The following is a 15,034-nucleotide window of genomic DNA, read 5'->3' as shown; positions in this document are numbered from 1 at the left end:
TCGTTATTGTTCAACTTTGGTAATTGGCGCAAAAGCGGCCAACAGGCGTTTTACACCCTCCTGTGGAAAGGCAATGTCTAATTCCATGTCTTCACCAGTACCATTAATTTTAACGACCGTTCCAGTTCCCCACTTCTTATGGGTAACCTTGTCGCCAGTTTGCCAGGCTTTTTTATCAGCACCCGTTCCAGTATTAGCAACCGCACTGCTCGACCGCTTTTGTCGGTATGCTGGCTGAGTTGCCGAAGCAGTTCGACGGTCAAACGGTGTTTTTAATGGCGCTGAACCTGAGCGACCTGGATCGACTCGATTTTCCATGTGCAATAATTCTGGTTGAATCTCTTCGATAAATCGAGACTGTGGGTTGCGTTGGCTACGGCCATACAACATCCGTGAAAACGCATTGGTGATGAATAGCTTTTGTTTAGCACGGGTGATACCCACGTACGCCAAGCGACGTTCCTCTTCAAGTTCATCGTTATCTGCAGCGGCACGACTGAGTGGGAAAATTCCCTCTTCCATCCCAATTAAAAAGACAACCGGGAACTCGAGGCCCTTTGCCGCATGTAATGTCATCAAAGTTACTTGCGCCGGCTCTTCAGCCACGTCATCTTGATCCGAGACCAACGCTAAGTCAGCTAAGAAATCAACGATGCGGTCTCCTGATTCGCTATTTTCAGGATCAAAGCCATCATCAAACTTCTTGGTAACGGACAAGAATTCTTCGATGTTTTCCAGTCGGGTTTCGGACTCTAGGTTACGTGAGGCTTGCAAAGCGGCCTTGTAACCAGTGGTATCAAGAATCTGTTCAGTTAACTCAGTTACAGTACTGGTGCTGGCCATCGCTTGTAATTTTTGAATAGTCATCGCAAACCCACTGATTGCACCACGCGCCCGACTTGTAATTTGGTTGGCAACGTCAACGTTCATGGCAGCCTCTAATTCAGACCACCCGTTCTCCTGGGCAAATAGCCGTAATTTTTCAATTGAGCCTGAACCAATGCCACGCTTGGGTTCATTAATGACCCGTTCCAAACTAATCGTATCAGAATCATTAGCAACCAAGGTTAAGTAGGCCAATAGATCCTTGATTTCTTTACGATCGTAGAACTTATGCCCACCAACGATCGTATAAGGCACGTTGGCTTTAACCAGCGTTTCTTCCATTACCCGTGACTGGGCATTAGTCCGATACAGAATGGCAAAATCACCATAGTGGTACTGTTGTTCATGCATCAGTTGCTGGATTTGAGCAACCACAAATCGAGCTTCATCGTTTTCACTTTGACCACGATAATAGCTGATCTGGTCACCCTGGTCATTTTGCGTCCACAGGTTTTTGTCTTTACGGTACTCGTTATTTTGAATCACTTCATTAGCGGCGTCCAAAATGGTTTTGGTTGACCGGTAGTTTTGCTCTAGCATGGTCACGTGCGCATCTGGATAATCTTTTTCGAAGTTCATGATATTTTCAATGTTAGCACCACGCCAGCCGTAAATACTTTGGTCAGAATCACCTACAACACATAAATTATGGTGTTCTTTAGCTAATAAATTAACCAACGTGTACTGGGCGTCGTTGGTATCTTGATATTCATCAACGTGAATGTACTGGAACTTGCGTTGGTATTCAGCCAAGACATCGGCGTTTTGCTTAAACAGCTGAATCGTCAGCATGATCAAATCATCAAAGTCCATGGCTTGGTTTTGCTGCAACGCGTTTTGATAACGGTCATACGCCTTGGCGGTTACCTCTTCGAAGGGGTTACCAACTTCTTGGGCGTATTGGGCAGGTGTTTTAAGTTCATTCTTAGCGTTTGAGATCGTCCCCAAAATACTTCGTGGATCGAATTTTTTAGAGTCGATGTTGAGTTCTGATAAAACTCGTTTCATTAACGTTCGCTGATCGCTCGTGTCGGCAATCGTGAACGCTTGATTGTACCCGAGTTTTTCAGCGTGGCGCCGCAAAATCCGAACACAAAGGGCGTGGAAAGTGGAAGCCCAAACATCATTACCTTCCGGGCCAAGCAGCTTCACAATTCGTTCTCGCATCTCTCGAGCCGCTTTATTGGTAAAAGTAATGGCCAAAACGTGCCAAGGCATTACACCTTTTTCAATTAAATAGGCAATTCGGTGCGTTAAAACCCGGGTCTTACCACTACCGGCGCCGGCCATAATCAAAAGTGGCCCCTCGGTATGTTCGACCGCCTCTCGTTGTTCCTTATTGAGTTTTGCTAATAATGCTGATTCAGCCACGTATATCCAATCCTCTCTTATTTATCGGGTAGTCGCTACCCACTTGTTATTGGGATTCGTCCCTATAATTTTACCCCATCAGTTCCAAAAATCACACTATCAAATTGTCGCTTAAATGACCCAATTACGCAAGTCAGATTCTATCTGTTAACCAATTAAAATCATACAGGATAGTCGGCAATTTGAACATACGTTCCTAAAAATCCTCACGCCTTTTTCATCAACCCACCACATTTTTGATAAGTCACAGGAGAGGCCCAGCTCGTCCGACAACCATCGGTCAAGCTGGGCCTCAAACTAACCACAAGCGGTTAGTGATGCGATTACTCTGATTCAGTTTCTGATTTGGGGGTCCAAATTTCGGTATCTTCTAATTGTTCTAAGACTTTACTGAGCTCATCACCTTGCACCAAAATATGACCAGCTAGTTGCTGATTGTCAATATCTTGATGCCCATGACGGTAAAACGAGAAGTGCCAGTTAGGCTTCAAAGTCCACTGGGTTTTAATGGCGTTGGCCTGTTGGTGCGTAAAGGCCGCCATCACAGTCGGTTTGAGAATTTGAACATCGCTTAGCGGCATGCCAGCAATCGCACGAATGTGTTGCTCAAATTGGCTAACAGTTGTCGCGCGGTCAAAGATTCGACCGGCTTCACCGAAGGTTGGAATGATCTGCTTCACGTAAATAGAGCCGTTGTCATTGAGCATGAAATCAACTTCAAAAACCCCGACGTAAGACACATTTGCCACGATTTCGTGACAAATTCGGTCTAGCTCACCTTGCACGTCATCATCTAACGTAGCTGGCAAATAAGCCCAAGTTAACTGGCCATTTTGACGTTTAAGTTCCACAGCGGGGAATAACCGTGATTCACCACTGGCATTTCTTGCAACTGTCACTGCTAATTCACGGGAATAATCAACCGTCGATTCAAGGATGTAAGTCCCCCAGTCCATCAACCCAGCAGCTTTCGCAATATCGGTCTGTGTTCGAATCGTGAGTTCCTCACCGTGCACGAGGTCCTTTTGAATCGGTTTTAAGACACTGGGATAGCCGATAGAATTAATTGACTGATAGACGTCATCCAAGCTTACGATTGTAGCGTATGGTGGAATATTGACGTTTAGTTGTTCGTAAAACGCGCGTTCCAATAGCCGGTCTTGCATCATCATCTGAAAATCGCTACCTTGCGGTAAAGCTGTTTTCTCAGCAATTGCGGTCAATACATCTGGACTTAGATGTTGCGAATCGTAAGTAACAAGGTCACACCGCTCCGCAAAATCACTCAAGCGCTCACGATCCGAAAGTTCGCCAACAATCTTAAAGTCTGCCAGTTGTAACATCTCACTTGTTTCATCTGAGCCGTATGCACCGACCTTAAAGCCTGCTTGACGAGCAGCTGATACAATCATTGGGCCATCGGTGCTATCACCGATTACGCCAATGGTGCCGCCTGGATATAAAACCTGATTGTCCAAATTTGTTCACTACCTTCTTTTTCAATAAACTGCTAATCTGTTATTTTATTATAACTATCAAAATACCTAGTTCTAGGTATATCGGCAATCTTTAGAATTAATTTAGTTCTTATGGTTGCCGAAATCGACGACGGACGCGTTTCACCCAAAAACCACCAGATATATATTTTGGTTCGTACGTAATGATGAACGCTTTAGGTGCGACCTCATTCACGATTGCATATAACCGGCGCTCCTGGTTGCGGGGTGTCAAAATATCTAAGACTAACCGAGTACCCTCAAGACCTTGCGCTTCGCTTTGCGTCACGCCAAAGCCGTTAGACCGTAGTAACGTCGGCAGCTGACTGGTCGTATCTGGCAGGATCACGGTGGCCATAATGTAGCCTAACGCAAGTTTATCTTCCACCCAGATACCAACCCGGACACCAACGCCGTAGCCGAGCGCGTATGCAATGATGTTTAAAACGTTATCAAGTCGATTTAAAACTAACGACAAACCGACGACGTACACCGTAATTTCGACCATGCTTAACAGTGGCGCCAAGTTACGGTAACCCTTCATCGTCAGCATAAACCTGATGGTGTTCAACGTGATATAAACAAAGTTAACCACAAATATCAGAATGAGTGTTCCAACTTCAATGTGCAACCGTCATCCCTCCGATCACTAGTCGGCGTCGTCCTCCGCAAAATGAACCTGATTATCATCAAACGACGTGACACTAGCCAACGCTTCAAGGTGAATGCCTTGATCTAATACTAACTGGTGACCTTTTTGGAAGCGTTTTTCAATCACGACACCAACACCAGCCACTTCAACGTTAGCAGCCTTGGCAATTTCTAACATACCTTCCACCGCTTGACCGTTTGCTAAAAAGTCATCAATAATTAGGATTTTATCATCTGGATCGATGAATCGCTTATCAATACTAATATCGTTGTTGACCTGCTTGGTATACGAATAAACCCGTGCGGTATACAAGTTATCAGTTAGTGTCAACGAACGATGTTTCCGTGCAAAGACCACGGGGACGTTCATTTGTAATCCTGCCATCACGGCCGGAGCAATACCTGAAGATTCAACGGTTAGGATGCGTGTCACTCCAGCATCTGCGAATAACCGCTTAAATTCGCCACCCAATTCATACATCAATTGTGGATCGACTTGATGGTTTAAAAAATTATCTACCTTTAACACTTCACCAGGTAAGACAGTCCCATCACGCTTAATTCGATCTTCAAGTAACTTCATTGATAAGTTCCTCCTAATTTAGGTCCAGTTCTTTGACAAATTGTCTTATCATTAGTTTACCCGATATAAAACCCGTTTTTCAATGGTAACTCACGATTACCAGTTGAAAATTGTCCCAATGCCGATTAAAACAATGCAAAATAATGCTTCAACCAGGGCATTTTGAACTGCAAACTTGAAGGTCTCTTTTTTAACCTGTTTTGCCATAAAGGCTCTAGTATTACGATACACGATTGGCGCGCTGAAGAGAACTAATAAGCTTGTGTATGGTAATAAGTTTAGGAAGACACTCGCAATCAGGCAGAGGTAGCCGGCAACCACGTTAAAAGCAAAGACTTTGATCATGACTGGCTTACCAAAGTAATAAACGATGGTTTTACGATTTAAGGTCCGGTCTTCATCCGCGTCACACAGGTTATTGGCTAACATAATGTTGCTGATGGCAAAAACTGCAATGCCCGATGCAAGCAGTACGCGCCAAAATAGTGACCAAGTGATTGCTTCAACTGGAAATGTGTTGATATAAACCGAAATCAATGTGATCACAAATCCCATTGTCAGTCCTGAAAAGACCTCACCAAATGGGGTTTGGGAAATTGGTAACGGACCGGCGGCATAAAAGTACCCCACCAAGAAACAGAAAACGCCCATAACAAGTAACGGCCAGCCGGTCTCAATCACCATTAAGATTCCTAAAATAGTGGCACTGCCGGCCATGACCAGGATCAAGTTACGAATTAACTTTAATGACAGGTTGTGCACACCAATGATGTTGGTCTTTTGCTTCCATTCAGCAGCCGCTTCCGTTGCCCCCTGATAATCCTCATAGTTATCGTGAGCATCAACTGACATATTAAACAGTAGCATGGCCACAAAAAACGTGATGGCTAACGGCCAATTCACCTGACCGTAAACGTAGTAGGCGAAAAACAGGCCCATGAAAAAGGGCCAGACCGATGCAATTTTGGCCTTCGCCTCCACCAGCTCTAAAAACACTTTGACTGACATAACTTACCTCCAACTTTTTGACACTTTAAACCCTAACCCGTCAAGGTTATGACGAGCTTAAAAAACGGCATGATGCGCTCCATCAAGTTTATAGCAACCAACGACCACACGCAAGACAATCACCCTACCTGTAATCATTGACAGCCCGACTAGTCAAAATAAAGTGGCGTAGAAGTTTGCCTCACTGGCCCACTTTCACGTCACTTTATTTGGAGACATAAATGCTTAATCACTAACTCTAGCGCCCAGCATCTAATGCGTAAAGCTTTCTGAACCGTGGCTCATCACGATACAAGGCCTGTGGGGTGCCCTGCATGTCGAAGACACCATTTTCAAGGAAGCGGACTTGGTCAACGTGTTCAATACCAGCCAAATGATGCGTGACCCAGATGATCGTCTTGTCCTTGAGAACGTCAAAGACCGTATCTAGCAATTGCCGTTCCGTGATTGGATCAAGGCTGACGGTCGGTTCGTCCAAGATAATGATTGGTGCATCTTGAAGTAAAATTCGCGCCAGTGATAACCGTTGACGCTCACCACCCGAAAAACGGGTACCCGATTCTTGTACGACGGTATCATAACCGTCCGTCAACGATTCAATCAGCGGCTGCAATTCAACCGCGGCAATGGCGGCCTTTACCTGTTCATCCGTGGCGTTGAGATTACCTAACCGCACATTGTTCATAACGGTTGTGTCAAACAAATAAGGGCGCTGATCGAGCACACCAAATAGTTGTGCGCGCTGATCCTGCAATAAACTCACGGATGTGCCATCAATCGACACTGTACCCTTAGTCGGCGTCTGATCACCAAGCAACAACTTTAATAAGGTACTCTTACCAGTCCCACTTGGTCCTAATAACGCGAGTTTTTCACCTCGGTTAATGGTGAGCGACAGATCGGTTAAAATCTGCTTGTCATCCGCCGCGTACTTAAAATCAACGTGGTCGACTTTTAACTGTTGAACGGGTGCAGTTAGCTCATGCTGACGAGGTAAGGTTGGTTCATCGTTAGACAAGTCGTTGACCCGTTCGATTGATTGTTGATACACTGGCCATTCACTGGCCCCCTGGCTAATTTCAAGGAAGGGTTCCACAATTGGGAACAAGGCTAACGCAAAGGCAGCAATCCAGTTTGCCATGCCCTTGCTACCCGTAAACGTCGCTCCTGACCAAATCAACAGCGTTAACACAGCTGCTAAGAAGAAGACTTGAACGGCAAAACCCCGCCACCATTGAAAGTGATGATCCTCGCGGCGTAACGTTGCAATGTCATCAATGGGGGCTTTTTGAAGCGCCATAAAGTCCGTATACCGACCAGAAATAACCCAATCAGTCAGGCCCAACACTTCGTCGGTCAAATTCGTATAGAAGTGCGACTGAATCTGTTTTTGCTTGAACTCACGTGCGCCGTTAACTGCAACTGATAGGAGTGGCATGACAATCACGATCACGCCTAATAACAATGCCATCAATAAGCCAACCGGCCAACTCATAACACCCACGCCAATAATGATAAAGGCGTAGAGTAACCACCCAATCACAATTGGGAAAACCGTTCGTAGATATAAGTTTTCGATGTGATCGATATCGTCGGCTAAAATGCTTAAAATGTCACCGGTTTGATGAGTTTGTTTGATTGCCGAAGCTTTGGATTCAACAGCTTGATAAAGCTTTCGTCTAAAATCTGACACGATTCGCAAGACCCAATTATGCGAGGTCAAACGTTCAGCGTATCTGAAAACTGGTCGCGCAATCCCAAAGCCTCGTGCTAAAACGACTGGTACGTAAATATAAATAATTGAATCAGGTCTTCTCGCTGCTTCACTGATCAGGTAACCAGAGTTAAACATCAGTGCAGCTGCAGACAGAAAGGTCATCATACCAAGGAATAAAACTAACACCAATAACCACTTGTATTTGCGTAAGTAGGGCATCACCCAGGTATCGTGCGCAAAGGTTTGTTTAACTGAGTGCATGTAATCCCCCCATTTCTGCACGTAACTTGGTGTAAGGCCCATTGTGGGCTGCAAGTTGCTCAGGCGTCCCCTGTTCAACTAGCTCACCGTGGTCCATGACTAACACGTAATCCATTTGATTGATCCAGTGCAGTCGGTGAGTGGCGAAGAAGACTAAGCGGTTATCCAATAATGGCAAAATGTCTTCTTTGAGTGCCGCCTCAGTTTCGATATCCAAGTGCGCGGTCGGTTCATCAAATAACAAAACGTGGCGCTTTTCGTCGAGAAAGGCCCGCGCTAACGCAATTCGTTGCGCTTGTCCACCACTGACACCACGGGAACCTTCACCAATCATGGTAGCCAATCCATCCGGTAACGTGGCAAGCCAGTCCGTTAACCCAGCCTTGTCACAAGCGTTCAAGATGTCGGCTTGACTGGCATCTGGTTGGTAGAAACTGATGTTTTCACGCAAGCTAGCATGGAATAGGTATGGTGACTGCGGAATATAAATGGAATTGTGTTGCCAACCAGTTTGGCTCAAGTGTGGCAGCGTTTGACCGTTCAATTGAATGGCATCACTTTGATCCGGACTTAAAAAACCACCAATCAAGTTAATCAACGTGGATTTACCAGAACCAGATGCCCCAATAATGCCAATTTTTTGGTAACCTTTCACCCCAAACGAAATGTGCTTTAAAGTGGCCGCATCGGCGCCATCATACGTCATCGAAACGTTATTCAACTGTAACTGTGAATCAGGTTGCCAATCCAGTTCACTTATCTGTTCGCGGTCCGTCATTTCAGGCAATTCCAACACGTCTAAAACAGCTTGTAACGCGTTTTTACCATTCAACGTTGCGTGGTAGTCACTGGCAAAATTTCGGACCGGCAAAAAGTAGTCTGGTGCCAACGTTAGAATCGTCAACGCAGGTAACAGCAAAATTTTGCCGTCCATCAAATCAAAGCCAAGAAAAACCGCGACCACGGCGACTGACAGCGTCGTAAAAAAGTCCAATGCAAAGGTCGATGTCATCGCAATTCGTAGGACCGACATGGTTTGCTTCCGATAGTCCTCACTGACCTGATAGACGTTACCAGCATACCGTTTTGACAACCCTAACTGTTTCAGGGTACCAAGGCCACGTAACGTATCCACAAAGTTATTGGACAGTCGCTGATAACCCTCATACTGGGTATCCGCCTTACTTTGGGCAGCTAAGCCCAAAATAATCATAAATAAAATAATCACTGGGTAGATCACCAGTAAAAAGAGCGCTTCCTTCCACTGCATGAAGGCAATGTAAATTAAAATCAACCAGGGTGTGATGCCCATATCCATAATTTTAATAATGATCAGCATCAGATAGGTCTGAACCTTATCGATTCCCTCCAATGCCATGGTGACCATGTTACCGGTCCCGTTTTTTTCAACCACGCTCGGCCCTAACCGGAATAGTTTGGCCATCAACTGCTCTCGCATTTTGCCTGAAGTCTGTTCGACAAACGGGTAGAAAACCCGGTTTTGAATCACCGTAATAAAGTGTCGTGCTAGAAAACTCACGGCGAATACGGTTGTCGGCACGACAATGGTTGACAAGGCCTTGAGTTCCCACAAATTTACCACGGCAATCGCTAATGCCCGTGCTTGAATAATAATCATTATGGCTTGAATCACCATCAAGATGGCAATTAAAATAACGCGCGGTGTGATGCCGGGAAATTTGAATAAACGCTTATCTATCAAGTTGCTCCCCCCTATGTTTTTTGTGATCGCTTCCAGTTTAGCATTAACAAGACAAGCTCACCAGTATTAATCAATTGTGTCAAATACAGTTTAACCATGATGAGCCCCAACTGAGCCTTGCCACGTGGCAGAGCTCAATCAGGGCTCATCATTCAAGAATTTAGTTGATCTCGGTGTTCATAAAGGAAGAGAACCATCTAGATATTGACGAATGCAACATCCGAATGGTCCTCTTACTTGACTGGCCGCCATGTCAAAGATTAATGGTCGCACCAGTCCAAACCGAGTTCACACAATATTTAAATTAAGCGTTAAGCTGCTTTGGGACTCTTGAGTCGCTTGTAGAAGACCCAGTAGCTCCAAATAAAGTAAACGAGCACAATTGGTAAAATTGAAAAGGCAATAATCGTCATCAAGTGCAACGTATAAGGTGAACTTGAAGCGTCTTTAATCAAAATTGAGTGGGCACTGTTCGTGGCAATCATGACCCGTGGGAATAACCCGTTGAAAATCAGGACCACGATGCTGATCAGTGAGAGACCACTGGCAATGAATGCCGTCCAATTGTGGGTCTTTGAAACACCCCACCATGCAATCAAGGTGAGTAAGACTAACACAATGAGAATCGTCCACGTTGAAGCGGCCTTCTTAGCAAAGAAGTCAGTGGTGATGTATAACAAGACCACAAACAAAACTTCGCCGACAATTAAAACTGGATACAAAATCTTGTTCCAAGCTTGAGCACGGTCACGTAAGCTGCCCAAAGTCTTGAGCTGCAAGAAGTTGAGGCCGTGAATAAAGCACATCAAGGTCACTGCCACACCGCCAACTAGTGAGAACCAGTTAACGTAGGTGGTAAATGAACCAAAGATGTTACCCTGCGCGTCCATTGGCACCCCTTCGATCATGCTGGTAAACATCATACCAAACAAGAAGGCGGCGCAGAAACTACCCAAGGTAGCGGCCCATTCCCAGAAATGACGCCAAGTATCCGTCTGCATATTAGCGCGGAACTCAAATGAAACGCCACGGAAAATCAAACTGACTAAAATCAGGAATAAAATCAGATAGTAACCAGAAAACAGTGAGGCATACCACATTGGGAACGAGGCAAACATTGCCCCACCAGCTGTGATCAGCCAAACTTCATTACCATCCCAGTGCGGGCCAATTGTCTTGATAATCGTATCACGCTCAGCGGTATTTTTACCAAAGAACCGAACGGCCATCCCAATCCCGAAGTCAAAGCCTTCAAGGAAGAAGAAGCCACTAAATAACACACCAATCAGTAAGAACCACAGAAATTGCAAATTAGTCATGGTCAAACGCCTCCGTTCCATAAGGGTCTTCAATTTGACCGTCTTGATCTTCTACCGCATAACCATTTGCTTCAACTGAATCTGGTCCAGCCTTTAATACTCGGTGTGACAAAATGATCATCACTAAACCAAGACCAGCAAACAAGGCGAAGTAAACAATGTTAGTAAAGAGCAATGACGCAACAGTTGAAGTTGGTGAAACGGCATCGGCAATGGTTAACAGACCATAAACAACCCATGGATAACGACCGAATTCTGTTACGAACCAACCAGCCGTGTTAACGATAAATGGTAGCCAAAGCATCAAACCAAGAATGTAGAGGAACCAACGTTGTCGCATGATCATCTGCGACTTCTTCCGGTTAAAGAACAGACCAATGATTGCGACCAGCGCGAATAATCCGCCAGATACGGCCATGATTCTGAAGCTCCAGAACAACGTCTTAACTGGGACATAGTAGTTCATATCCTTGCCGAACTTCTTATCGTAAGTAGCATGAAGTTCTTTGTTAACGGCGTTTTGACCTTTGATTGTCCCTGATAACTTGTGATAACTCAAGATGTTAAGCACGTAAGGGACTTCCAATGATGAAGTGGTCTTGTGCTGCTTCGTATCAAAACTGCTGTAAACCGCCCAATTCCCTTTATCGGTCGAGTTTTTATACAGCCCTTCCATTGCGGCAAACTTCATTGGTTGATTCTTGATCAAGAAACGAGATTGCACGTCACCGGAAGCAATTGAACCAAGACTGGCAATTAAACCAATCACTAAGGCCACGTTGAGTGATTTACGGTAGAACTCGACGTGATCCTTCTTCAATAGACGCCATGCAGATGATCCCACAATCACAAAGGATGCGGTAATCCATGCACCCATAATAACGTGTGGGAATTCCATCCAAAGTTGTGGATTAGAAACCACCGCGCCAAAGTCAGTCATCACAACCCGCCCCGTATGGGTATTGATGGCAAACCCAACTGGATTTTGCATGAAACTATTGGCTGCCAAAATCCAAACAGCAGACAGACATGAACCAAACGCAACTAACCAAATGAATAGTGCGTGAATGCCTGGCTTAAAGCGATCCCAGGTAAACATCCATAGTCCAATGAAGGTTGACTCCATAAAGAAGGCTGCCAACGCTTCGATGGCCAATGGTGCCCCGAAGATATCACCCATAAACCGTGAGTATTCTGACCAGTTCATCCCGAATTGGAATTCTTGGATAATCCCTGTCACAACACCAACTGCGAAACTGTACAGGAAGATTTTGCCCCAAAATTGGCTCATCTTCTTGTAAGTCTCGTCTTTTTTAATCACGTACATGGTTTCCATAACAGCGACAACGAATGCTAAACCGATTGAAAATGGCACGAAGAAGAAATGAAAGACCGTCGTCATGGCAAACTGGAAACGTGATAAACCTAATACTGTTAAACCAGCACTTAACATGATACCCCCCCTAACAATAGTGGACTAGACTCGTTATTATCTTCACAAGTAATCACACAAGCCTAGCTTGAGCTGCTAACAAAACTGACTAACTGCTCTTTAGAAAAATTCCTATGTTACAACCTTTATTATATCGGCTGATAAGTGAATCTTCAATAGTAAACCCTTACAAAAAGTCATAAAAATGCAATTTTCTTTTAAATTGACCCATTATTCGGATTTTAAACGTAATTTCGTTGACAAACGGTTCAAAATCAAGTAATTTATACTAATGTTTAATTTGGGAGATGAGTGCATTGAAAATTGGCGATGAAGTTAGCTTCAAATTAGAAGGTCAAGACTTTACCGGTTTTATCGATAAAGCATACCAAAATTCATTTATGATTACTTTTAAGAGTGACGATGCAGAGATCGTGGACAAGTACCATGATCGCGTTGTCATCAACAAGAAAAAGTTGACCTTGATCAAAGCGGCGCCAGAACCTGAAGTACCTGCTGAAGATGACGATCAACAAGACTAAACCCACCGGTACGAGTGATCCGTACACTGTAGTTTAACTAAAAATCACCGTTCATTCTCGAATTGAGATGAACGGTGATTTTTGTTTTATTCATTATTAAATGCTTAACCCTAGTTGTTTAACTTGACCCTGCACGATTGAATCGCATAAGTCTTCGTATGAGATACCATCCGCTTCGGCTTCTTGTGGCATCAGCGATAATGGCGTCATCCCTGGTAAGGAGTTACCTTCAATGACATACAGTCCGTTATCATTCCAAAAGAAATCAATTCGACCGTAATTGCTTAAGCCAAGCGCCTTAAACGTCTTCAACGCAATCTGCTTCATCTCATCGTGGACCGCTTCCGGAATATCTGGCGGTGTGACGAACTGAGTTGTATTGCCAGAAACAAACTTGTGCTCAAAGTCATACCAACCATCATTCACGATGATCTCAATGGCAGAAAGTGCTCGACCGTTGACCACGGCCATCGAGAACTCGCGTCCTTTGATGTATTCTTCGATCACCACGTCATCATCAAATTCAAAAGCAGCGGCCAAGTCAGCCTTAAAGCTGGCTTCATCCTTCGAAATGTACATGCCGACACTAGAACCACCATTAGCCGGTTTGATGACCACTGGAAATTCAAATGGCAAGGTCACGTTAGCAGCATCGGCTCGATTCAAGTTAATGAATCGCGCGGTTTGAATGCCGTTATAGAGCATAATTTGTTTAGAAACGCTCTTATCCATGGTGATGCCAGAAGCTAATGGTCCACTACCCGTATAGGCAATGTTATTCAGGTCAAGCACAGCTTGGACCTTACCGTTTTCGCCGTCGCCACCGTGCAGACCGATCCATACGATGTCAGCCAAACCGGCAATCTTCAAAACATTAGGACCAAATAACTGGGTGGAACCATCTGGCCGAAGTGCGTTAATCACATCATCCGTCATAATCTCGTCACTAATGTTGAGATCAATAGCTTGTTCTTCGCTGGTGAATAATGCGTTTAACTGACTATCGGTTGCATCTGGTAACCCTAAAAACAGGTCAACTAAAGCAACTTCGTAACCTTTACGCCGCAATGCGTTGGCTACCTTTGCGCTAGAAGACAGGGACACGTTGCGTTCAGTAGAGCGGCCACCCGCTAATACCACAATCTTCATATTATTTTTCCTCCGCTTCTTTCTTGAACCTTTAGTCTATCAGAAATAAAACGGCGATGCTACCACCCTAGGCCTTGTCTAATTAAATTATCATTTAACGAACCGTAAAAGTGGTTTTGCAATCAATGGAACGAGGACGCCAGACATAATGGCTTCTGGTATCCCGTTGGTGGCCATGATACCAAGTAACCAAGGCATTAAATCGGTCACGTTCAACTTATTCAGTGGTAACCAGCCAATATAGTACATACCAGCAATGAACCCTAATACGAGAACTGTATTCACAACGGAACCAACCACCCCGGCAACCGACATCTGCCAAACTTTGGGGTCGCGCTTAGCAACCATTTTTTGAAATAGCCAACCACTGATTAGGCCCACTAGTAGCCGTGGTAAAACTGAGACAAGCGGGTTAACAAATACATAAAGGGCTAACGGACTGGTTGGCCAAACAAAGGCGCGGACCCAGTTAATCAGGCCCCACGTCAAGCCGACCCAGGTGCCCCCCTTTGGGCCAAGCAAGATGGCGGCAATCACAACGGTCACTTGAATAATCACAATACTAAACGGGCCGACAGGAATATACCCTAAAAACGGCACCATACTTTGAATAAAAACAATGGCAATAAACAGGGCTAAAATAGTAACACGATAGGCCCGACCTCGAGATTCGATAATGTAGCCTCCTCTTCATTCAATTCTCAGATATTATATCACAAGCTTAACAAAATCAAGCGCTAAGAAACTACTTTATCGCACCTTTGCTTTGTGAAATTGGCCTTCGTTCATTAACTTCGCAGATAGACATCATCACGTCCCGCAGATGCTGAAAGTTGAGCGTGTCACCGCACTGATTTTCAGTCCCCAAAATCGAAAACTTCCTCAAATAACTGTATT

At 44.7% G+C, this 15,034-nt stretch carries 12 protein-coding genes; 1 reads left to right on the top strand and 11 read right to left on the bottom strand.

Going from position 1 to position 15,034, the window contains the following annotated elements; genetic code table 11:
* Positions 1 to 3 precede the first annotated feature (3 nt).
* From pcrA to FD04_RS11720, 9 genes are all read right to left on the bottom strand, one after another.
* Entirely contained in the window at positions 4 to 2,256 is a 2,253-nt protein-coding gene (pcrA, locus tag FD04_RS11760; protein WP_056948967.1) for a DNA helicase PcrA, read from the bottom strand.
* A gap of 323 nt (positions 2,257 to 2,579) precedes the next feature.
* Positions 2,580 to 3,734 carry an ATP-grasp domain-containing protein gene (locus FD04_RS11755; RefSeq protein WP_054701334.1) on the bottom strand — a complete coding sequence of 385 codons (1,155 nt, stop codon included), beginning with the start codon at positions 3,732 to 3,734 and terminating at the stop codon, positions 2,580 to 2,582.
* Between the two features lie 109 nt (positions 3,735 to 3,843).
* The gene (locus tag FD04_RS11750) at positions 3,844 to 4,383 is read right to left on the bottom strand and encodes a DUF2179 domain-containing protein (protein WP_054701332.1); all 540 of its coding nucleotides are present in this window, start codon (positions 4,381 to 4,383) and stop codon (positions 3,844 to 3,846) included.
* 18 nt (positions 4,384 to 4,401) lie between these two features.
* Positions 4,402 to 4,986: a xanthine phosphoribosyltransferase gene (locus tag FD04_RS11745; RefSeq protein WP_056948965.1), complete on the bottom strand. Its 585-nt coding sequence runs from the start codon at positions 4,984 to 4,986 to the stop codon at positions 4,402 to 4,404.
* 96 nt (positions 4,987 to 5,082) lie between these two features.
* Entirely contained in the window at positions 5,083 to 5,994 is a 912-nt protein-coding gene (locus tag FD04_RS11740; RefSeq protein WP_056948963.1) for a 1,4-dihydroxy-2-naphthoate polyprenyltransferase, read from the bottom strand.
* 238 nt (positions 5,995 to 6,232) lie between these two features.
* The gene (gene cydC / locus FD04_RS11735) at positions 6,233 to 7,972 is read right to left on the bottom strand and encodes a thiol reductant ABC exporter subunit CydC (RefSeq protein ID WP_056948961.1); all 1,740 of its coding nucleotides are present in this window, start codon (positions 7,970 to 7,972) and stop codon (positions 6,233 to 6,235) included.
* Entirely contained in the window at positions 7,959 to 9,695 is a 1,737-nt protein-coding gene (cydD, locus tag FD04_RS11730) for a thiol reductant ABC exporter subunit CydD (protein WP_056948960.1), read from the bottom strand. Before cydD ends, cydC begins: the two co-directional genes overlap by 14 nt.
* 311 nt (positions 9,696 to 10,006) lie before the next feature.
* Entirely contained in the window at positions 10,007 to 11,014 is a 1,008-nt protein-coding gene (cydB, locus tag FD04_RS11725; protein WP_054701330.1) for a cytochrome d ubiquinol oxidase subunit II, read from the bottom strand.
* Complete coding sequence (locus FD04_RS11720; RefSeq protein WP_054701327.1) at positions 11,007 to 12,467, bottom strand: cytochrome ubiquinol oxidase subunit I; 1,461 nt, start codon at positions 12,465 to 12,467, stop codon at positions 11,007 to 11,009. The genes cydB and FD04_RS11720 overlap by 8 nt, the downstream gene beginning before the upstream one ends.
* 287 nt (positions 12,468 to 12,754) lie before the next feature.
* Here FD04_RS11720 and FD04_RS11715 point away from each other — a divergent pair, with 287 nt between their 5' ends.
* On the top strand, positions 12,755 to 12,988 hold the full coding sequence (locus FD04_RS11715) for a DUF2187 domain-containing protein (protein ID WP_054701325.1): 234 nt from the start codon (positions 12,755 to 12,757) through the stop codon (positions 12,986 to 12,988).
* A gap of 96 nt (positions 12,989 to 13,084) precedes the next feature.
* Here FD04_RS11715 and FD04_RS11710 read toward each other — a convergent pair whose 3' ends face one another.
* On the bottom strand, positions 13,085 to 14,137 hold the full coding sequence (locus tag FD04_RS11710; RefSeq protein WP_056948958.1) for a D-alanine--D-alanine ligase family protein: 1,053 nt from the start codon (positions 14,135 to 14,137) through the stop codon (positions 13,085 to 13,087).
* A 90-nt stretch (positions 14,138 to 14,227) separates the two neighbouring features.
* Positions 14,228 to 14,812: an ECF transporter S component gene (locus FD04_RS11705; protein ID WP_056948956.1), complete on the bottom strand. Its 585-nt coding sequence runs from the start codon at positions 14,810 to 14,812 to the stop codon at positions 14,228 to 14,230.
* Positions 14,813 to 15,034: the final 222 nt, after the last annotated feature.

It is taken from the genome of Secundilactobacillus odoratitofui DSM 19909 = JCM 15043 (genome assembly GCF_001434895.1).
Taxonomy (GTDB): domain Bacteria; phylum Bacillota; class Bacilli; order Lactobacillales; family Lactobacillaceae; genus Secundilactobacillus; species Secundilactobacillus odoratitofui.
This window is presented reverse-complemented; position numbering and strand designations above follow the sequence as displayed.